Origin of the sequence: Lactobacillus sp. ESL0700 (genome assembly GCF_029392095.1) — a bacterium.
In the GTDB taxonomy this organism is placed as follows: Bacteria; Bacillota; Bacilli; order Lactobacillales; family Lactobacillaceae; genus Lactobacillus.
Window position 1 is genome coordinate 1,901,457 of the sequence record NZ_CP113930.1, and the last position, 20,818, is coordinate 1,922,274.

The window sequence follows — 20,818 nt, forward strand, 5'->3', positions numbered from 1 at the left end:
ATAAGTTTATTTATCAAATTTAATGGTTGAAGCACCGGGATATATTAATAAGTAATTATCTTTATTACATGCTTTTCCTGAAATTTCTTTGATAGGTGATTTAAAAGCAAGATTTATTTTGCCAATAGTATTATTCGGGGCTTTTATCTTTAATACTTTATATTTATCCGTTAATTTATAATCAAAAACTAATTCACCTTGGATTGTTGGAACTTTGGCTGAAATTTCATGTAAATCACCTACATGAAAATCAACTGAATATTCCTTAAATCCTGGTTTAATAGGTTCAATACCTAATATGCCTTGGATTATTACTAGTCCGGGAGAAGCTCCCCATGGATGTGACATTGTTAGGTTGGGCTTATAATAATTACTCCAAGCCTCGGGAGCAATTGTTGCATGAAGATTATTAAGAATAGCTGCAAATGTTTTTTTATCTTTTCCACAATTTGTATTAGTTAATAATTTCAATGCCAATTCTGCATGATGCCCGTTAATTAGACCTTTTAAAATAAAGTAAATGAAATAAATACTACCTACAAATTCACCATTATTAGCAACAAACGTACATAATTTATCTGCCATCGCCTGATCTTTAAATACTTGATAACTTAAAGCATAAGCTGAAGCGTGATGCGAACAATGCTTGTTTACATTTCCATCCTCATCCATTGAGTCATAAAATATACCTTCTTGTTTATTAAATAGTTTAGTAAGCAATGTATTTTTAATTATTGCTGCTCGTTTTAAATAAAATTTGCTATCTTGCTCACAATGAAGTTCATTGGCAATTTTAGCCATTATTTGATAGTCGCCTACATAAACAGAGTTAAACGGTGTATTATATTTAGATTCAATAAATCCATCTCGTTCTCTTATCGGCCAATCTACCAGACCATTTCCACTAACTAAGCCAACTTTTTCATCAAAGTTATCAGAATCATTTGGTCCTCTTAAAAATTTCTTCTTTAAGATTCCATATCGCGTCTTTAATAATGAAATATCACCTGTGTATAAATAGTCATACCAAGCCATTTCAACATTAAATAATTTATAATCCTCCGGCCAAGTTGGATTATCAAGCAGCCAATCGATTGAATGTCTTGCTAATGAGTAATTAGACGAAATACTATAACTGGTATTTGCATTGACTAGCAAATCCCCTTCATACGGGCGTCGTTCTCTTGCTTGTGAGTCAACATAAATATCCTGATTTGTAGCTTCGATAGTATATTTAGACATTTCATATTCAGCATTTAACAATTTGTCATCTGAATAAAAAGAACCTTCATTGTCATCAAATGGCTGTCTCATTGCCCATCCAGTAATATCACCAATATGAATTTCACCAACGAATCCTTTTAGTTCTACATATCTAAAATTCTTCATTTGTAAAGTTGAGAAAATATTCTTACCCTGCACTAAGGTCCATTTTTCAACATAATCAGGTCCACAAGCTAGGTGATGTCTTACCGTACCATCATCATTCAATTGCTCGCCTGAATAAATAATAGTTTCTTGATCGCAAGTACTATTAATATTTACTGCTAAACTACCAATAACCTCTTTACCTAAATCTATTAAAATGTCATTTTCAGCAATTACCTTAATTGTTTGTAATTTAGTAGATAATTTATATCGATATGTATTTTCAGACGGATAAGCCGAAACAAATTCGTCATCACCAATTAATGAATATTTTTTTACTAAAGCCTGATTCCAATTATGATCGTCATAACTGTTTTTCATCCAACCCTGCGGATAATATCGCATATCAACATTTTCTTCAGGCATTTCAAAATACAGACTTCGTATTTTTGAATCAAAATCACCGTAAGCAGCTGTTGCATCCAATGCTTTCCAATCAGATGAAGTTACTATAACTTGTTGTTGTAGCCCATTTTCTAAATACACGGTTAAAAAAGCGTAAAAAGCACGCTTTTTGTCAACACCAGTTGCCTTAACAGCAATTAAATTATTTTCCTTAATTAATTCAGTTACATCATAAGAATTATAAAAAATTTGTGTCTTTTTAGTTTCATGATAATTTGGATGAGATCTTGCAGATCCTACACCTATACTTTGGCCATTAAAGAAAAGATCACAAGATTGGGATAACGTCGGTTCATTACCCTTTATAACTGCTGTTAAAATAGCTTTATCAACATTTTCAGTTATTACTTTAAATTGAGGACTTCTAAAAAAGACAGTCGTACCTAAATCTGGTAATTGCTCTTTTCCAGTTTTATTTAATGACCATATACCCTTAAGTTGATCAAATTTTTCCTGAGAAAATTCTGTTATAAAACAGCTAGGTTTAGAAAATTCACTCTCGTTTCCATTCTGATCTTTAATACATACACTCCAATAATATAAGGTTCCTGTATCTAATAAATCAGATATTTCTTTGATACATACAGCAGTATTATTATTCGAATTAACCCACTTTGAATCAAATAAAAGCTTATTTTTCAAAAGTAAGTCTTTGCTCTTAGCAATTATTATTCTAAATTCTTTTTGAAAACATCCATTTTCATTTTTAATTTGCCAACTAAACGTAGGTAGTTGTCTAACGCTATAGGAAAAAGATTTTAAATTGACTTTTAGATTTTCAACTTTTAATTCATTACCCATATAAAACATCACCTTAATCAAAATCCAAAATAATTTTTGGCGTTGTTATATGAAATATCTTCAACAATTTGGCCTAAATAATCATAATCTTCAGGTAATTGGCCACGTTCGACCCATTCACCAATTAAGTTACACAAAACTCGTCTAAAATATTCATGTCTTGGATAAGATAAAAAGCTGCGTGAGTCCGTCAGCATCCCAACAAAATTAGCTAATAAACTTTGTTGCGCCATTGTTCTAAGCTGTCTTTCCATACCTTCACGGGTATCGTTGAACCACCAAGCACAACCAAGCTGTAATTTTTGGGCACTGCCTTCATAAAAGTCTCCCATGCCAGTTGCTAATTGCATCCAGTCATTAGGATTAAGGGAATACAGGATAGTCTTGGGAATATTGTCCTCATTTTGCATGTCAGATAGCAGACGCATCATATTGTCTGCAATATCAGCTTGTGTTCCCATTGAGTCGAAGCCTGTATCAGCGCCAATTTTGGTAAACATTGGTTTGTTGGCATTGCGTAATGCATTAATATGAAATTGCATTGTCCAGCCAAATTTATTATTCAGACGCATTAAAGCTTCTACCAGACCGGTCACGTAAGCATCTACTTCAAAAATTCTCAGTTCTTGTTTATTAATTGCCTTAGCAACAATCTTATCTAGTTCTTCAGGTGTAACCTTAACAAAATGGAAAGTATTCAAGCCATGATCGGATAGCTTACCACCATGAGCTTGGAAAAATTCAAACCGCTTTTCCAAGGCTTTAACTAAACTCTTAAAGTCGGTAATCGAAACTTGAGCTGCATTACCTAATTCTTGTAAGTACTCTGCATACGTTGGCGCTGTTATAGCAAAAGCTTTATCAGGCCGCATTGCTGGTAGAACTTTAAAACCATTCTTCTGCTCTTCTTTTTGCAATAATTCGTGATAATGCAAATCAGAAGCAGGATCATCCGTCGTACAAACAACTTTGACATTTGAATTCTTAATCAGATTACGGGGTTTAAAGTCTTCTGTGGCCAGCATTTTATTAGCTTTATCCCAAATCTCCTTAACGTTCTTTTCGTTAAAAGTATCATCAATGCCGAAAAATCTTTTTAGTTCAAGATGAGTCCATTCAAATAGCGGATTACCAATTGCTTTTTCAATGGTCTTAGCCCAAGCAACCATTTTTTCATAATCGTCGCCGTCGCCCGTGATTAATTCTTCGGGAACACCATTTGCTCGCATTAGTCGCCATTTATAATGATCACCAAACAAGCCATCATTAATCCATATCCGGGTTAAATTGGGATAATTTTTATTCTCATAAATCTCTTTAGGATCTAAATGGCAATGAAAATCAATGATTGGCATCTTAGCTGCGTGCTCATGGAACAATCTTTTGGCAGGTTCATTAGTTAGTAAGAAGTCTTTATTTAATAATGTCATTTTTTACTGCCTTTCTAATTTTAATTCTAATATATTAGTATACGTGAAATCGATTACATAGTATTATTAAAATAAATTTTTGTCAACCAAAAATTTATGCCGATATACTATACTGAAGAATAAAAAGTCAGATTTCCATAAATAAAAAAAGAAGAAATAGCCTATCAATTCAACGAATTAATACTCTTTCAAAAATAATAAAATTCGTTTTTTGACTATTTCTTCTTTTATTTTTTACCGAATAATTTTTATCAAGTAAATTTTATATTTTTCCATTTAATGATTAATAATTGCATTAAGTGAAAAATTATTTATCATATCACGCATGTTAGCTGCAATCGCCATCCCGCAATCGTATTCTGCTTGTGTGCCACTCATGTTAAATGCCAAATTTAGGCATCCCCCATATGTTGCCACCGCTATTTGATACATTGGTGCAGTTCTAAAACCACCAGTTAATATTACCCGCTTTATTTCAGTAGCACCAAAGGCCAGCTTTTCCTCGTCAACAATGCCAAAATTAGTATACGCAATATCGCGAACGTGGTAGTTATCTTGCACAACTTGTTGGAGTTTAGTTAACGGTTCTGTATGATACTGCAGCAGCAAATCCTTAATGGAATCAAAACATTGAAAATTATTTTTCAGCGTTAACATTTCATCATGAACTCGAAGCACTAAATCGCTAAAGTTCTCACTTAACGACGTCGTAATTGTGATATTGTATCTTGAAGTTAAGTTTGCAACCTGAACACCATTAACTTTCGGACCAAATTTACGCATATCTGTTGGACAGGCCAGCGAAATATCCGGCACCCCAGCAAAACGTTGAATAGTACGCCCAAAAGCCGTCATTACAACATCATTAACAGTTACTCCTTTTAGATGAGCCGCCTCAATCAACTGAGTAGTTTCTGTTTTAGTTAGACTAAGACTGCCAACATAGCGGGCTTTCTGACCGTTACTAGCAATAGCCGGCAGTAAAAGCGGATTAACAGGATGGTCAGTTTGTTTTGCCGGGACTTTTTGATAATTACTTATTAATTGCTCTAGCCAAGCAATTTTTTGGTAATTATGAATATTGGTTAATGCTCGTGGTCCCTCCGAATACGCTTTTGCTAGCAAATACAGTAATTGCTTACTGCCAGCACCATCTGTCAAAATATGACTTAAGTAAATAACCAACTTGGTTTGCCTGTGATAATCACACCAGTAAATCTTAATTTGCGGTTCACGCATTAAGTTCCAATTTTTGATATCTTCATCAGGATAAGTAACATTGTACTTAATTACTTGTTCAGCGCTGTCTGCTATTTGAACAAAACTATTTGTAGCAAGGTCATAGCAACACAGTAATTCGGGAACTACTTGTATTGTAGCAGCTAAAGCAGCAGTAAATCGCTGGCGATTTAGTTGTGAAGTAAAATCAAGTTCGCATCTAATAATGGGATACATTGTATCTAAGTCAACTGTATGAAGAATATTTAATGGTTCACCTACATATTTACGCATTAATAAACATCTTCTTTCGGATTAATTCTTCCAATTCAAATCTTGATTATTCACATTATGAACAAACTTTTCAGTGGTTATCCCCTTAATTGACACGTTATTCAGATGAACATTAGTCGTATTTTCAAACCAAAAGCCAGAATCCGCATATTTTTGTGCATGATCAATCATTTCTGGCTCCTGAGCAACTGCATTGGGTGCCATCGTTACAGAATAGTTCGAAAGTGTTACCCCATCAACTGGAGATTCTGGTATGCCATAAATAAATCCAGCTACAGAAGAAACATCAGTTGCAGTAATATTAGTCAGACTAATGTTACTAATAGCTGGGGTACCCGAAGTAATTGGCTGCTTGGTATTAGATAAATAATTGTTCGCAGTTGCACCACTTTTACCATAAAATTCATTAATTGCTAATGGCGTGATGACACCCTGCATAATAATATTAGAAACAGTAACATTACTAATCTGACCGCCGCGACCGCGTCTTGTTTTCATTCTGATGCCACGATCTGTATGATCAAAAATATTATTACTGATAATGACATTATGAATGCCGCCACTCATTTCACTACCAAAAACAACACCACCATGCCCGTGCTGCATTAAATTATTGCTGATAATAATGTTATGACTGGAGCTTTTAGGATTGGTAGTTTCAATTCCTGACTTAATTGCAATACAGTCATCCCCATCACTAATTGTATTATTTAAAATTTTGACATTGTTCGAAGACTCGGGATCAATTCCATCAGTATTAGGTGAAGTCAAGGGATTATCAATTGTGATCCCCTGGATTAATACGTTCTCACTTTCTAATGGGTGAATTGTCCATGCAGGTGAATTAACTAGTTTAATACCCTGAATTTTAATTTGTGAACTATGGTCAAAAGCTAACAAAAATGGTCTGGTATATTTAAAAGACGTTGTTGGTGCATTTTTCAGTGGTCCCTGCTTAGCCTTTTTGTACATTTTCCACCAAGCTTGACCATTACCATCCAAAGTACCACTGCCAGTGATAGCGGCATTATAAATATTATTGCCGTAGATATCTGGATGCCGCATCTTAATAGCGGCGCCCTCATATCTGGTATTAACTGCTGGAAAGGCAGAAAACTTATCTGAAAAGACAAGCTTAGCACCGCGATCTAGGTGTAAATTGACATTACTCTTTAAATTTAAATATTTTAAGTAATATGTGCCGGGAGCGATAATTACCTTGCCGCCACCAACTTTGGCAATATGATTAATGGCTGACTGAATTTGTTGCGTCGTGTCTTTTTTACTTACATGCTTTTGTTTAATTGCAACAGTTTCTTTAGCCGCTTTAGCTTCTGCACGCAAAGTAAAACTTGCACCACTAAGTATGATTCCCATTGCAATCAGTCCATTAACAAAAATTCTTTTGAAGATATGCTTCACTTTTACCTCCCATCTTTATAAAACTAACTATCTCGCTTGATATTTAAAACCGAATTACGGACAATAATTTCTGGGTTAATTATTTTTTGCTCAATTGCTTCTTGCTGATCGCCAGCCATAATTTTCATCAGCTGCGAAATACCAAGTTGAACAATGACAGACGTGGGTTTGCGAACAGTAGTCAATGCTGGAACCAAATATTTAGAATAGCTCATATCATCAAAGCCGATAAAAGAGATATCCTCTGGAATTTTATAGCCCAATTCAATACATGCATTAATTGCGCCAACTGCCATATCGTCATTTTCACAAATAACACAAGTTGGGATATTGCTGCTGGACAAAATCTGCCGCATTAAAACATTGCCACTCTTTGGCCGATAATCGCCTTGCTTGATTAATGTAGGATCAAGTTTAATATTATTAGCACGAATTGCGGACATAAAACCTTTAGTTCTTAGTTTAGCTGACTCAAATGTACTTAGTCCTTTGATTAATGCAAATTTACGATGGCCCATCCTAATAGCATATTCAGTCGCAATTTTGCCGCCAAGTTCATCACCAATCGCATAGTTATTAATATCCTTGCGTCTAATTACCCTATTCAAAATAACTAGCGGAACACCAATTTTGTGCAAATATTCAATAAATTGATCATCAGAAGCAGATTGGCTCAGTAAGATAATGCCATCAAAGTTGCTAACCGAGACACTGTGGTCTGCCATTGCATTATCAATGCTATTAATTGACAAAGAATAGCCAGTCGGCAATATTTTTTGTGTTTGTTCAATTACATCTGTCAAAAAGCTAGCAGATGTTCCCGTATTTAAATCTGTAAAGAAAATCCCAATCATATATGAGCGATTGGTTACCAAACTTTTAGCATTAATATTAGGAACATAACCTACTTCTTGAGCAATTTTAACTATTTTTTCCCGTGTTTGTGGCTTAACTAATGAACTGCCATTTAAAGCTCGAGAAACTGTTGTGTGTGAAACATTGGCCAATTTAGCAATCGTTCTGATTGTTACAACATTGCCACCTTTATTAATATCTTTCATCACTGCCACTTCCCTTTACATAATGTGTTAGTTTTAGTAAAAATTATTATGGCTGTAACAAAAGAAATGGTCAAGCCTAGAAAAGGCACCTAGAATTATTTGTATTTCTAAGTGCCTTTTTTGCCGTTTGATTTTTTACGAAATTGAAATTAGTTTTTTAAAGATTATTTATGTATTTATTTTTTAGAAATTAAAGTAATTTTTAGCATTATTATATGAAATATCTTGTACTATCTTACCTAATTTCTTAGTATCATCTGGTACTCGTCCTTGTTCTGCCAACTTACCGTAAAAGTTGCACAATACTCGTCTGAAGTATTCGTGTCTTGGGTAAGAAAGAAAACTACGTGAATCTGTCAGCATCCCAACAAAGTTAGGTAATAAACTTTCTTGAGCGAAAATCCGCAACTGGTTTTCAATGCCTTCAGCGGTGTCATTGAACCACCAACCAGCACCTAATTGCAGCTTTTGAACCATTCCCCCTTGGAAACAACCCATCATAGTTGCTAGTTCCATCCAATCATTATTGTTTAACGAATAGAAAATTGTTCTTGGAACTTGATTCTTACTTTGCATTGCCGTGTACAGTTTAGTAATGTGGGTGACAATATCTGGTTGGGTACCAACAGCGTCATATCCAGTATCAGGACCTAACTGGTCAAACATTGGCCGATTCAGATCACGATTAGAGTTTATATGGAATTGCATTGTCCAATCAAATTCATTGTTCAAAGCCATTAGCTTTTCTAGCAACATTGTCAAATATTGATCAATTTCTGTTTGACTAAGAGGCTTATTTTCAATCCCCTTTTTGACAATTTGATCTAATTCGTCTTTAGTAGCTTCTTTAAAGTGATAAGTTAATAAAGAATGATCTGATAGACGACCGCCCATTTCACTAAAGAATTCAAATCTTTGATGAAGAGCCTTAACAATGTCATCAAAACTATTAATTGTCACACCAGAAATCTTGCCTAATTCTTCCAGATATTCGCCGTAACCATCACGATCGATTTGAATTAATTTGTCTGGACGCATTGCTGGCAAGGTCTTAAACCCGTTTTGTTGTTCTTCTTTTTTAAGTAGCTTGTGATACTTTAAATCCGAAGCAGGATCATCAGTCGTACATACAACTTTTACATTTGAGTTCTTAATTAAGTTGCGCGGCTTAAAATCTTCAGTTTGCAGCAGTTCATTAGCTTTTTGCCAAATTCTTGGAGCTGATTCTTGGGTAAATTCTTCATCAATATGGAAAAAGCGCCGTAATTCTAGGTGTGTCCACTCATAAAGTGGATTACCATAAGACTTTTCAATGGTTTTTGCCCATTCCATAAACTTTTTATATTCATCACCATCACCGGTGATGTATTTTTCATCTACACCATTTGCCCGCATCAAACGCCATTTATAGTGGTCACCATAATGTCCTTCGTTGAGCCAAATTCTAGTAATGTTTGGGTAATTCTTGTTCTCGTAAATTTCTTCTGGATTCAAGTGGCAGTGAAAATCGATAATTGGCATCTTAGCTGCATAGTCATGAAACAGCGTCTTCGCTGTATCATTTTCCAGCAAAAAATCTTGATTTAATAAACTCATACTAGATTAAAACCTCCTTAGGTTAATCTTGTTAACTAAATTTCTTTAGAAATATCAGTCTTAGGTTCATTCTTATCTAAGGCTTCTTGCTTAGTCTTAACAACACCTTGAAGCAAGTCTAAGTGTTCAGCAATATGGATATTCAAGTACTTGTCGTATAAAGCTTGGTTCTTAAGCAGAATGTTCCAGAACTTATCACGGTATACATAGTGATAGTTGTGCTTCAAGTTCATAATTGGGCCAAACATTGTGTGTAAAATTTGCCGTGAATCATTGTCATCTAACAATGTATTTACATTAGCTGGTGTAATTGTTTCAGGTTTAGGAGCATTGCCATCAGTTTGAGCATCAAAGACGTAGTAATCCTTAACGTCATCAAGATTTTCGTAAGCAAACTTGTACAACTCAACCATAAATTCTGGATCTTTATGAGCAATTACTCGTAATGCTTCAAGCCAGTTAGTACCAGCAGTCTTGACATGCCAACCATTCTTCTTAGAAATCCGGCCAATAATTTCATAAACTGATAATTTATCAGAACCTGAGTGAATACTTAATCTATAGCCAAAATGTTCAGCAATTGCTTCATGAACGATAAAGTCCTTTTCAAATTCCTTAGGGTCACCAATGTAATCAATTGCCTTTTGGAATTCACCAACAAATCTTGGTGCTACTGAAGTTGGTGTAATGCCACGACGCTTCAATTCATTAGCAAAGAAGTAGTGGTTAGGATTAGTTGTCCGGTATGGTGTCTCGTCCATTGAAATTTCAAGATCCAAGTTATAAGGGACAATGTATTTTTGATAAACATTAATTGAAAAGAGAAGTGCATCATAGTAAGTCAATACAGATTCTTCAACATCATGCTTAGTAAACTTAACTGAGTAGCCATTGCCAATATCAAAAGTTTTGTTCAAATAAGTATCGTTAAAGTATTTGATTTGTTCTGGATCAAGAGCATTAAATTGTTTATCTAATTCTTCATCACTCAAGTTAACAGCATCATTATTAACTACTTCTGTTAAATCCAGCGTAATGATTGAACAACCAATCTTAACAGCATAATCAACTTCATAAGGTGTCTTAACGTGGTCACCATCAGCACCCCAGCCATAGGTAAAGCCTTCTTCAAAGACTGACCATGAAGCATCTTGGAATACATCGGTATTAGTCCGGTTCATCAAAACCAATTCTCGAATTGATTGTTGGGCTAACACTGGCATTACACCGCGGCCCTTGAACAATCTAATATGAGCATTTGATGCATTACCCAACCGGTCACCTAAACCAAAGGAGTATTTGTAATTACGCCGTGAGGTTGGACGAATCCAGTGAAAGCGTTTAGCTAAAGCATTATTGTTATGTTCGTTTAATTCAGCAACTAACAAAGTTGAGTCAACATCCGTTAAAGATTCCACTGCTTCAAAATCTGTAGCAGTTAGACGGTTTTCATAAACTACCAACTTCTTTTGCATAATGCCATCAGTACCCATTTGATGAAGGATAAAGTATACATTGCGCCGATCTACTTGAATTGAGGGCTTATAAATGTGCTCATTAGTCAAACTATCATAGTTGCCATCGGCAGCTAAAATCTCTTTAACATTACATAATAATTTATTTAAATCCATAATATTTCTCCTATCTACAAAATTACATTTTTAAATAATTAATCTTAGTTATCGCCAATTCGGCCACCTTCCCAGAGGCCGTGGTCTAAATCGTCAACAATCTTAGCAAAGCGATCATCATCTAACTTATATAAAAAGCCGATAATAATTGCGGCTAAAATCAAGCAAACACCTGGATACAATGTCATTGCCGCTTTAATTCCTCTAAGAGCGCCTGGTGTCTGATGAGCGTTGGCAACGTAACCAGTCATTGCCAATACACCTGCAGAAACTAACGCTGCTAAAGATTGCGCGATTTTTCTTGAAAAGTTGAATGCTGCGTAAGTGATACCTTCTTTACGAGTGCCTGAACGCCATTCGCCATAATCAATTGCATTGGAAACCATTGCCCAGGTAATCCCATTTGGAATTGCCAGAGCAGTATAGCCAATCGTTACTAAAACAATGAAGGTAACAACATTGTTAGGCAAAACAAAGTTTAAAATGTTAGCTATTGCACCAATAACAAAACTCCACATTGCAGTTTTCTTTTGGCCAAAGTGTTTAGTAAGAGTTGGAATCATAAATACCCCAACAATTGAACAGCCCATCATAATTGCGTTAATGACTGGCTGCAAGCCAATATTGCCCAGATTATATTCCGCATAAAACACCATCATTTGGTTATTGGTATTCATTGCAGAAATGGTAAACAAAGTCATTAAAATAATTGCTCCCAGTGGGCCATTTTTAAAAATAACCTTGAAGTAATCTTTAAAGCCTTCTTTTTGCGCAGATTTGTTTCTGTTAACGTGAACATTTTCTTTCGTGCCAAAGTAACAAATCGCAAACATCACAACACCTAATACAGCAAAAATTGATGCAGCTAAGAAATAGCCACGACGTTGGTTACTACCACCAAGCATTACAGTTAACGGGATAAATGCCACACCAGCAATAAATTGGGCCCCTACTGAACCAATTTGTCTTGTTGTTGCCATGAAGCTACGGTCTTGCGTATTTCTGGACATTACCGAAGCTAGTGAACCGTAAGGATCATTAGTGAACGAATAAGTTAAACCCCAGATCATGTAAGCAGCATATGCATAAATAATTTTTTGATTTGTTGATAAACCATTCGGCATTGTGAAGGTAACAATCGTCAAAATTCCTAGAATTATCGCTGAAACCATCATAAACGGTCGAAATTTACCGCGTTTACCAATGTTTTTTCGATTATCAACTACTGAACCTGCTATCGGATCCATAAAAGCATCAAAAATCTTAGTAAACGCAAAGATTCCAGCGACAACTCCTGCACCAATACCAACACCATCAATCCAAAACTTAGTCAAATAAGATTGGCCAAGGTCGAACATGAAGCCATTACCAAAATCACCAAAGCCATAGGCAATTTTTTGGTGAAGTGGTATGTGCTTAGACGAATCATTTACCAGCGTAGCATCACAGTCTTTTGCCTTTTTATCAATAATATTCGCATCTATGCTCTCCATTACACACCTCCATATTAAAAATATTTGAATAAATTTATTTTACTTAGCCAAAAATGCACACGTTAACATTTTTCTGTAAAAATATAACTTCGATAACTGTCTCTCTCATTTTTAATGATTAGTGCTTAACGAAATCGGTAATTGAGAGAATTTGGTACCCAAGCATTAGTTGAACTAATTTGTATCGGTAATTCGATAAATCCATAAATTCATTTCTTCAAATATAAATCTTCTTAATATATTAGTATATCTGAAATCGATTACATAATATTCTTAAAAGATATTTTTGTCAACAAAAAATTTAAAATAAAAAAATAGTTTTCGATCTAAAATCGAAAACTACTATAATTAGTGAGTTTAAAAATATTATTCAAAATAATCAGCATAATCGCGGCGTAAAGTTGGCTCCTCATCAAGCATCCGGTGCAAGTGACCTGAAAGCAACTTAACTGCTACTGCCGGCTGCTTTTCTTTAACAGCTTCTAAAATTTGCTCATGTTCCTTAACCAATGAGTCCCACGACAAACTCTTACTACGCAGCCTTAGTACACGGAACCGATTTAGCTGCATATTAACCATTTGCAACCATAACCAGACTTGCTCACGACCTGATGCTTGGTAAAAATAATGGTGGAAATTTTCATCCTGCTCAAAAAAGCGCATATCATTATGAGTTGTCTTAACTTCAAGCTTCTGGCGTTCAATAATTTGGCGCAAAATCATAAAGTCATAATCAGATAACTTTTCAACCGCTTCTTCAATAACCTTCGTTTCAACACTTTCACGCATAAAACGAGCATCCTTTGCCTTTTGCAAATTAATCTTCGAAACGTAAGTCCCTGATTGCGGCACAGCAACGATTAACCCAACTTCACGCAATTGAAGAATTGCCTCCCTAATTGGCGTTCTCCCAATTTGCAGTTCCTCACATAAATCTTTTTCAGAAATTTTTTGACCGGGTAAATATTGTAGACTAATAATCCGCTTTAGAATTGTATTGTAAACTTGCTCTTTCATGGTTGAAATCATTGCCATTGTCAGTGACCTCTCTTATTTTATTATCTTCTTTATTACATCATACTCCTATTTACTTGCAAAAAAATTCTAAATGAATAAAAATCTCTCAATAGATATTGACATTTACAAATAATGCGTTTACATTAGTAATATATTAGTATATTGAAATCGCAATTAATACTATCTTGTTTATACCTAAGGGGGTATTACAGTGCTTAAGTTAAGTGACAATTATTTAGAAAAAGGCGCTGACTTTGCAGCTCAAGGAATTACTGTTCCTCAATATGATCAAGCTAAAATAACAGCCGAAACTAAAGAAAATCCTGTTTGGGTGCATTTCGGAGGCGGTAACCTTTTCCGTTGCTTCCATGCTAAAATCGCTCAAGACTTATTAAATCAAAACGAACTTTCAAGCGGAGTAGTAGTCGCTGAAACTTACGATGATGAAGTTATTGATAAGATTTACCATGGCTACCAAAACAGAATGTTAAGTGTCGTCATGAACAGTGACGGTTCATTAGAAAAAGAATTATTAGCAAGTGTTGGCGAGTCACTCTACTTCAACCATACAAATCCTAGTGGTTGGAACAGATTAACCGAAATCTTCACTAAGCCATCATTGCAATTCGCTACTTTTTCAATTACCGAAAAAGGTTACGCTTTAACTGACGTCAACGGCAATCTAATTGATGCAGCACAAGCTGATATTGAAAATGGTCCTGATAAGCCACAAACAAATATGGGGGCAATTGCTCATTTGTTATATGCTCGTTATCAAGCTGGCAAGCTGCCAATCGCAATGGTCAGCACTGATAACTTTTCACAAAATGGTCTCAAACTGGAAACAGAAGTTCTTAGAATTGCCGAAGGTTGGGCTAACAATGGTCTTGTCGACAGCGGCTTTATTGATTACCTGAAAGATCCGAAGCAAGTTTCATTCCCATGGACAATGATTGACCGGATTACACCTAACCCAGCTCAAAGTGTTGCTGATGAACTCAAAGCAAGTGGCTTCGCAGATACTGAAATTGTTCACACGACTAAGCACACTAATATTGCTCCGTTTGGTAACACTGAAAAGATTCATTATCTAGTAATTGAAGACAGTTTCCCTAACGGTCGTCCAGCATTAGAAAAGGCTGGCGTCATGTTAGCTAGTCGCGACACTGTTAATGATGCCGATCAAATGAAAGTTACAGCTTGTTTGAATCCTTTGCATACAGCTCTTGCCATCTATGGTAATTTGCTGGGATACACTTCAATTGCAGCTGAACTTGCCGATGAAGACTTGCTTGGTTTAATCAAAAACTTAGGTTACGGCGAAGATTTACCAGTTGTTAAAGATCCAAAGATTATTAACCCGAAGAAGTTTATTGACGAATTGATTAACCTTCGTTTACCAAATAAGAATATTCCTGACACGCCACAAAGAATTGCCAGTGATACTTCACAAAAGATTCCTGTACGTTACGGTGTAACCTTGCAACACTACATCGATGACCCGAAGCTTGACCCGACTAAGCTTGAATTTATCCCGTTAGTTCTTGCCGGTTGGTGCCGCTACTTAATGGGTATCGATGACAATGGTGCAGAATTTACACAAAGTCGTGATCCATTATTAGCCGACTTAAAGCCTTATGTTGCTGACATTAAACTCGGTGATACCAATACCGATATTCACAAGGCATTAAAGCCAATTTTAACTAACGATAGTATTTTTGGTAACGATCTTTACCAAGTAGGAATTGCTGACAAAGTAGAAAACTACTTCAAACAATTGATTGCTGGTAAAGGAGCTGTTCGCTCTACTTTACATGAAACTATTAAAGCGAAGAGCTATCAATTTTAATTAAAAAGGAAGATTTATATTTATGAAAAACATGGGATTTCGATGGTACGGTGATAACAACGACTCCATCACATTATCAGATATTCGGCAAATTCCGGGTGTATCACAAGTAGTTGGTACCCTGTTTGATATTCCAGCTGGAGAAGTTTGGCCAAAATACCAAATTAAGCACCTAAAGGATGAGGTCGAAGCTGCTGGTTTAAAGCTCGAAGTTATCGAGTCAGTTAATGTTCACGATGATATTAAAATCGGCTTGCCAAGTAGAGACAAATATATCGAAAACTACATTCAAACAATTCGCAATTTAGCAGAATATGGCGTTAAGGTTATTTGTTATAATTTCATGCCTGTTTTTGACTGGGTTAGAACCGACTTGCATTACCCATTAGCTGATGGCTCAACTGCAATGGCTTTTGAACAAAAGTACTTGACCGATGACCCACAAAGTATTGCCGATGCAATGCAAAAGAACTCTAACGGTTACGTTCAAGCTGGTTGGGAACCAGAAAGAATGGCTGAAATCAAGCGGTTAATGGAAGCATATAAGGATGTAGATACTGAAAAGTTAACTGCTAACCTGAAATACTTCCTTGATGCAATTATTCCAGTCTGCGAGGAATGCGATGTCCGTATGGCAATGCACCCAGATGACCCACCACGTGAATTATTCGGTTTGCCACGGATTTACAAGAACCGTGACGACATGCTTAAGATTGAACAATTGCACGAATCACCATACAATGGCTTCACCATTTGCTGTGGTAGTTTAGGTGAAAATCCAGAAAATGATGTTCCAGCAATTATTCGCGAATTTGCAGCTAAGGACCGTGTTTTCTTTATTCATGGCCGTAACATCAAATTCTTAAATAAAGATGGTGACTTCCACGAATCAGCTGCACTTTCATCCGAAGGTTCACTTGATATGTATGAAATCATCAAAGCTTTGCACGACAATAATTATCAAGGCTACATTCGTCCAGATCACGGACGCGATATCTGGAACGAAAATGGTCGTCCTGGATATGGCCTCTACGACCGTGCTTTAAGTATTACCTACTTGAATGGTCTATGGGAAGCTATTGATAAGGACCGTAAATAATTAATCAACAAAAAATATCCAGCACAATGCTGGATATTTTTTATGCCTTATTTTTCACGAAAAGTATAAAGATACATTTTCAAATATAAAACACTCGCAAAAATAAAGTAGGGATCTTTGACAGATAGGTACTGGCCGTCTGTAACTTTTAATTCGACTGGATCAACAAAAATATTTATTTAATTACCACTAGCTGCATATTGGCCAGCCAGTCTTCCAAATGTTTGCGCATGACTACACGTCAAACCGGGCACTCTATCTTCATAAGAACCCCAAAAGAACCCACCAGAACAATTTCCTGCAGCATACAAACCAAAGATAGGATTACAATCATGATCCAATACTTGCATGCGATCATTGATATGAAGGCCATCTAACGTAGACAGTAAAACCCCACTAAACCAGGCACCATAATATGGTGGCTTTTCTATCGAAACCAAACGGAACTTTTCTTTACCAAAATCAATATCATTACCTTCATCAGCTAATTTATTATAGCGATTTACTGTTTTCATCAGTGTATCTTTAGGTAAATCTAGTTTACTTGCTAATTCTTCAATCGAATTAGCTTTTTTGACTAATCCTTTTTTTATCCTTTCATCGTTCTGCGCGATTCTTTCGGGAACTGCTTTATTTCCTGGCCATCCAACTCTTGAGCAACCTAATGTGTGTAATTCCTTTAAATTTTCCATTAACTCTTGATTCCAAATTAATATTTCCATGTGTCCCGGCTGATGCATTAATGCATTCATATCAAATTGATATGGAGCACTTTCGTTAAAGAAGCGTTCTCCTTTAAGATTTACTTTTAAAAATGGAAATGAGCCTAAATTATATTGATGATTCCGCCAATCTATAATATAGGTGTCTTTTGATTTAGTTCCTACTGGAACTAAACCTCTATCAAATATTATAGATGCAGCTTCTTGGTCTTTTGCAGCACCGATTTCGAGTGCAGCAATAATACCAGAACCATCATCACGAGGACTTTGAGTATAGCAACATTTATCTAGAACAGTAGGATTCCACTTCTTAAGGAGTTCTTTATTAGCACCGTATCCTCCAGTACATAATATTACAGCTTTACTATAAATTTTATAATGCTCATTGGTTGTAACATCTAAAACTTTAGCACCTATTACTCTACCAGAATCATCAGTAATCAGGTGTTCTAATTTAGTATTATATCTATACTCTGCACCCTTATTTTTAGCATATTCTATAACATATAATCCATAATTTTTATCATCAGACTTATCATCAATACTTACGTGATGTTCGGTAGGAAAAGCTCTATTAATCATGGTTTCCCAATAAGCATCTGGTTCATTATAAAGATGCTCACCCCTAGGCCTTAATATCTTTTCTTCCAACCAATCTAAAGTTTCTCCCGACTTATTTATCCAAGTCCAAATAAGTTTTTGATCAACATTGTCTTGAGTAAAGGCCGTTAAATATTGAGCAAGGTCTTTTTTATTTATTTCTACACCTGCTTTTTTCTGTGCTTTAGTATTAACACCACCTAACCAATGTCGATATAAATGTTCGGTAGTACTACTTTTATCAATAACCAACACATGCTGACCTTTTTCAGCTGCTGCTGCTGCAGCAAAGCCACCAGCGTTTGAACCACCAACAACAATAACATCAAATTTATTATTCATTTTATTTCCTTTCAGCACTAAAGTGGATACATTACTTGCATAACAAAACTACTTAAAATACATAAAATAATTGCTAACGGTCCACCACATTTAAAAAAGTCTTTTAATGTATAGCCTCCGATTCCCATAATCAACGGTAAACTATGACAACCAACTGGTGTTAAAAAATTAAAAGCACTGGCCGTTGAAGCAGCAAGTACAGCCCCTCTGGGATCAAGCCCTAATTTTAAACACGTTAGTGTCCAAAGTGGAACCAAGATAGATATAGCAGCTAGTCCTCCAAGTAAGTTTGCAATAATAAAAGATACTGTAAAAAATAACCCCATCATTAAAAATGGATTACTAATATTCTTAGCTATATTAGCCATTGCTGTACCAATTAAGTTACCTGCACCACTAGCTTGTAAAGCATCAGCTAGACCTAACATACTGGCTATTAACAAAATTATATTTATATTTAAAGCTCCTAAAGCTTCTTTATTGCTTAAAACACCTGTAATAACAAGCATTAATGCTCCTGCAATTGCAATAATATAAGATTGTAATTTTAAGTATGAAGAAAGAATCATCAAAATAATGGTTACTGAGATAATAAAAATAGCAATAGCATTTTGGACTTTTGATAACTTATTTTTATTCGAATTAGCTGTATCTTTTGACGACTCAGCAGCTAAATCTTTATTACTTATATTTGGTAATAACTTACTACTAAAAAATGTCATGTAAAGTATAATTACTATCAAAAAAGGTATTCTAGAAATAAGAAAATCATTAATATTTATGGCTGTATGCGCACCAAGCTTTATCATAACGTTTGACCAAGACATATTTAGTGCTCCTATACCTAAAAACCAAGCACCTGCTGCTGATACAGCAACTACCTGAAAAGGATATAATAATTTGCTTTTCGACATACCAATATCGTCACAAATACCACAAAGAATCGGTAACATGATTACTAGTGCAATAGTCCCATTAGATACGATTGCCAAAAGAGCCGCAATTATACAAGTAAAAAATGTTAATAATTTCGGCTTATTTTTAAAACGTTTAACTAAGCTAGCTGCACCAGACACAATGGTTGTCTTTTGAATTCCTTTACCAATTACAAACATTGCCGCAAATAAAATCACCGATGTATTAGTTATTCCACCAAAAGCTTTTTCAACAGGTAAGATATTAAATATAACCAAGGCAAACATAACAGCTACCCCAATTAACGAAATAGGTACCTTGCCAGAAACAAACGCTATAATTACCGCTAAAAGTATGAGCACCGTTATCATCATTGCATTCATAATTAACAACTCCTTTCATTCAAAATATTTTGCTTTTTCACAGTTTGAACATGCATAAATTTATATCCTCCTATAATGCATATAAAAAAACAAACTTTTATTTACATGGTTGAGTTTAACAGTGCAAGTGGTTTATGATTAGCCTTAAAAGTAATAAGAATATGATAAATCGGAATATTTAATATGAATTCAACACAAATAAAATGCCTAATATCTTTAGGAAAAACACTAAGTTTTACAAAATCTGCTAAAGACTTATATTTATCACAGTCCACTGTTTCTAAAAATATTCATGGATTAGAAAAAGAATTAGATGTGAAGTTAATTTCAAATGTACATAAGAAGCTAGAACTTACTAACGAAGGTAAATGCTTTTATAGAGCAGCTGTCAAAGTTGATAATGAATTAAGCAATACTATTTTAAAAATAAAGCAATCAAGTAAAATCAACAATAATAGAGTAATTATCGGCTTTTCAAATATACCTTTTGAACAAAAATATTTACCTTTATTTATTAAAAAAATGAACAAAACTAAACAGTGGGGCATTCAATTAAAATCTACTAATGTTGCCAAGTTGGACGACATTGAAATGAAATTACGAAAAAGAGATTTGAATTTTATGCTTTATCAAGAGGATTTTTTTAATAAAAATGAATTTGATTTTTCACCTTTAATTTCAGCAGGCTTTTCGGTAATTGTTAGAAAAAATAGTGCACTAGCTCAACTTAATAGAATACCTATCTCAAAATTAGCTAAGCATAAAATATATTTATGGAACGGCAAAGTACCGCTAAAATCAGTAAGTCTTTTATATCAAAAAATTCAAATGTATTTAGGCGATGAGGCCTCACAAATTGAAATAATTAATAAAGCATCCTTTGCCAAAATCTTAGTTTCATCAGAATCCGGCATTGCTATTGTTCCCTCTTTTGTATATGATCACGATAATTCAGATCTTTGTTATAAATATTTAGATTGTGACATAACTATTAATTACGGTATTGGGTATTTAAAATCAGAAAAAAAGCAAAAATATTTTAAAAACATAACGTCTAAATTAAAAGAAGCAATTTTAATGGCCAAAAATGAATGGAATTAAATTCTATATAT

Annotated in this window: 14 protein-coding genes; 3 read left to right on the forward strand and 11 right to left on the reverse strand. The window is 34.8% G+C overall.

Going from position 1 to position 20,818, the window contains the following annotated elements:
- Window positions 1-6: 6 nt before the first annotated feature.
- The 9 genes from OZX63_RS09055 to OZX63_RS09095 all read right to left on the reverse strand — a co-directional run bounded on the left by OZX63_RS09055 (window position 7) and on the right by OZX63_RS09095 (window position 13,814).
- Complete coding sequence (locus OZX63_RS09055; protein ID WP_277143386.1) at window positions 7-2,634, reverse strand: family 78 glycoside hydrolase catalytic domain; 2,628 nt, start codon at window positions 2,632-2,634, stop codon at window positions 7-9.
- A 17-nt stretch (window positions 2,635-2,651) separates the two neighbouring features.
- The gene (uxaC, locus tag OZX63_RS09060) at window positions 2,652-4,064 is read right to left on the reverse strand and encodes a glucuronate isomerase (RefSeq protein ID WP_277143388.1); all 1,413 of its coding nucleotides are present in this window, start codon (window positions 4,062-4,064) and stop codon (window positions 2,652-2,654) included.
- Between the two features lie 276 nt (window positions 4,065-4,340).
- Window positions 4,341-5,576 carry a condensation domain-containing protein gene (locus OZX63_RS09065; protein WP_277143390.1) on the reverse strand — a complete coding sequence of 412 codons (1,236 nt, stop codon included), beginning with the start codon at window positions 5,574-5,576 and terminating at the stop codon, window positions 4,341-4,343.
- 21 nt (window positions 5,577-5,597) lie between these two features.
- Entirely contained in the window at window positions 5,598-6,998 is a 1,401-nt protein-coding gene (locus tag OZX63_RS09070) for a glycoside hydrolase family 28 protein (RefSeq protein ID WP_277143392.1), read from the reverse strand.
- Window positions 6,999-7,021: 23 nt separating this feature from the next.
- Entirely contained in the window at window positions 7,022-8,059 is a 1,038-nt protein-coding gene (locus OZX63_RS09075; RefSeq protein WP_277143394.1) for a LacI family DNA-binding transcriptional regulator, read from the reverse strand.
- Between the two features lie 183 nt (window positions 8,060-8,242).
- The gene (gene uxaC, locus OZX63_RS09080) at window positions 8,243-9,655 is read right to left on the reverse strand and encodes a glucuronate isomerase (RefSeq protein ID WP_277143396.1); all 1,413 of its coding nucleotides are present in this window, start codon (window positions 9,653-9,655) and stop codon (window positions 8,243-8,245) included.
- A gap of 35 nt (window positions 9,656-9,690) precedes the next feature.
- A complete protein-coding gene (locus OZX63_RS09085; RefSeq protein WP_277143397.1) occupies window positions 9,691-11,286 on the reverse strand; it encodes a tagaturonate epimerase family protein in 1,596 nt (531 codons plus the stop codon).
- A 44-nt stretch (window positions 11,287-11,330) separates the two neighbouring features.
- On the reverse strand, window positions 11,331-12,779 hold the full coding sequence (locus OZX63_RS09090; protein ID WP_277143399.1) for a glycoside-pentoside-hexuronide (GPH):cation symporter: 1,449 nt from the start codon (window positions 12,777-12,779) through the stop codon (window positions 11,331-11,333).
- Between the two features lie 366 nt (window positions 12,780-13,145).
- Complete coding sequence (locus OZX63_RS09095; protein ID WP_277143401.1) at window positions 13,146-13,814, reverse strand: GntR family transcriptional regulator; 669 nt, start codon at window positions 13,812-13,814, stop codon at window positions 13,146-13,148.
- A 193-nt stretch (window positions 13,815-14,007) separates the two neighbouring features.
- Here OZX63_RS09095 and OZX63_RS09100 point away from each other — a divergent pair, with 193 nt between their 5' ends.
- Window positions 14,008-15,645 carry a mannitol dehydrogenase family protein gene (locus OZX63_RS09100; protein ID WP_277143402.1) on the forward strand — a complete coding sequence of 546 codons (1,638 nt, stop codon included), beginning with the start codon at window positions 14,008-14,010 and terminating at the stop codon, window positions 15,643-15,645.
- Between the two features lie 22 nt (window positions 15,646-15,667).
- Window positions 15,668-16,744 (forward strand): mannonate dehydratase, encoded by a 1,077-nt coding sequence (uxuA, locus tag OZX63_RS09105; RefSeq protein ID WP_277143404.1) that lies wholly within the window; start codon window positions 15,668-15,670, stop codon window positions 16,742-16,744.
- Window positions 16,745-16,923: 179 nt separating this feature from the next.
- Here the strand turns inward: uxuA and OZX63_RS09110 are convergent, their stop codons facing one another.
- Window positions 16,924-18,408, reverse strand: a complete 1,485-nt coding sequence (locus OZX63_RS09110; protein WP_277143407.1) for an FAD-dependent oxidoreductase — start codon at window positions 18,406-18,408, stop codon at window positions 16,924-16,926.
- A 17-nt stretch (window positions 18,409-18,425) separates the two neighbouring features.
- On the reverse strand, window positions 18,426-19,706 hold the full coding sequence (locus OZX63_RS09115) for an SLC13 family permease (protein ID WP_277143409.1): 1,281 nt from the start codon (window positions 19,704-19,706) through the stop codon (window positions 18,426-18,428).
- A gap of 183 nt (window positions 19,707-19,889) precedes the next feature.
- Here OZX63_RS09115 and OZX63_RS09120 point away from each other — a divergent pair, with 183 nt between their 5' ends.
- Window positions 19,890-20,807 (forward strand): LysR family transcriptional regulator, encoded by a 918-nt coding sequence (locus OZX63_RS09120; protein WP_277143410.1) that lies wholly within the window; start codon window positions 19,890-19,892, stop codon window positions 20,805-20,807.
- The last annotated feature ends 11 nt before the right edge of the window (window positions 20,808-20,818 follow it).

Excerpts from the sequence above, each read along its gene's own strand:
- OZX63_RS09120 (WP_277143410.1), top strand. The coding sequence starts at position 19,890 with ATGAATTCAACACAAATAAAATGCCTAATATCTTTAGGAAAAACACTA.
- OZX63_RS09075 (WP_277143394.1), bottom strand. The coding sequence starts at position 8,059 with ATGAAAGATATTAATAAAGGTGGCAATGTTGTAACAATCAGAACGATT.
- OZX63_RS09095 (WP_277143401.1), bottom strand. The coding sequence starts at position 13,814 with ATGGCAATGATTTCAACCATGAAAGAGCAAGTTTACAATACAATTCTA.
- uxaC (WP_277143396.1), bottom strand. The coding sequence starts at position 9,655 with ATGAGTTTATTAAATCAAGATTTTTTGCTGGAAAATGATACAGCGAAG.
- OZX63_RS09090 (WP_277143399.1), bottom strand. The coding sequence starts at position 12,779 with ATGGAGAGCATAGATGCGAATATTATTGATAAAAAGGCAAAAGACTGT.
- uxuA (WP_277143404.1), top strand. The coding sequence starts at position 15,668 with ATGAAAAACATGGGATTTCGATGGTACGGTGATAACAACGACTCCATC.
- OZX63_RS09115 (WP_277143409.1), bottom strand. The coding sequence starts at position 19,706 with ATGAATGCAATGATGATAACGGTGCTCATACTTTTAGCGGTAATTATA.
- OZX63_RS09085 (WP_277143397.1), bottom strand. The coding sequence starts at position 11,286 with ATGGATTTAAATAAATTATTATGTAATGTTAAAGAGATTTTAGCTGCC.
- uxaC (WP_277143388.1), bottom strand. The coding sequence starts at position 4,064 with ATGACATTATTAAATAAAGACTTCTTACTAACTAATGAACCTGCCAAA.
- OZX63_RS09055 (WP_277143386.1), bottom strand. The coding sequence starts at position 2,634 with ATGGGTAATGAATTAAAAGTTGAAAATCTAAAAGTCAATTTAAAATCT.
- OZX63_RS09065 (WP_277143390.1), bottom strand. The coding sequence starts at position 5,576 with ATGCGTAAATATGTAGGTGAACCATTAAATATTCTTCATACAGTTGAC.
- OZX63_RS09110 (WP_277143407.1), bottom strand. The coding sequence starts at position 18,408 with ATGAATAATAAATTTGATGTTATTGTTGTTGGTGGTTCAAACGCTGGT.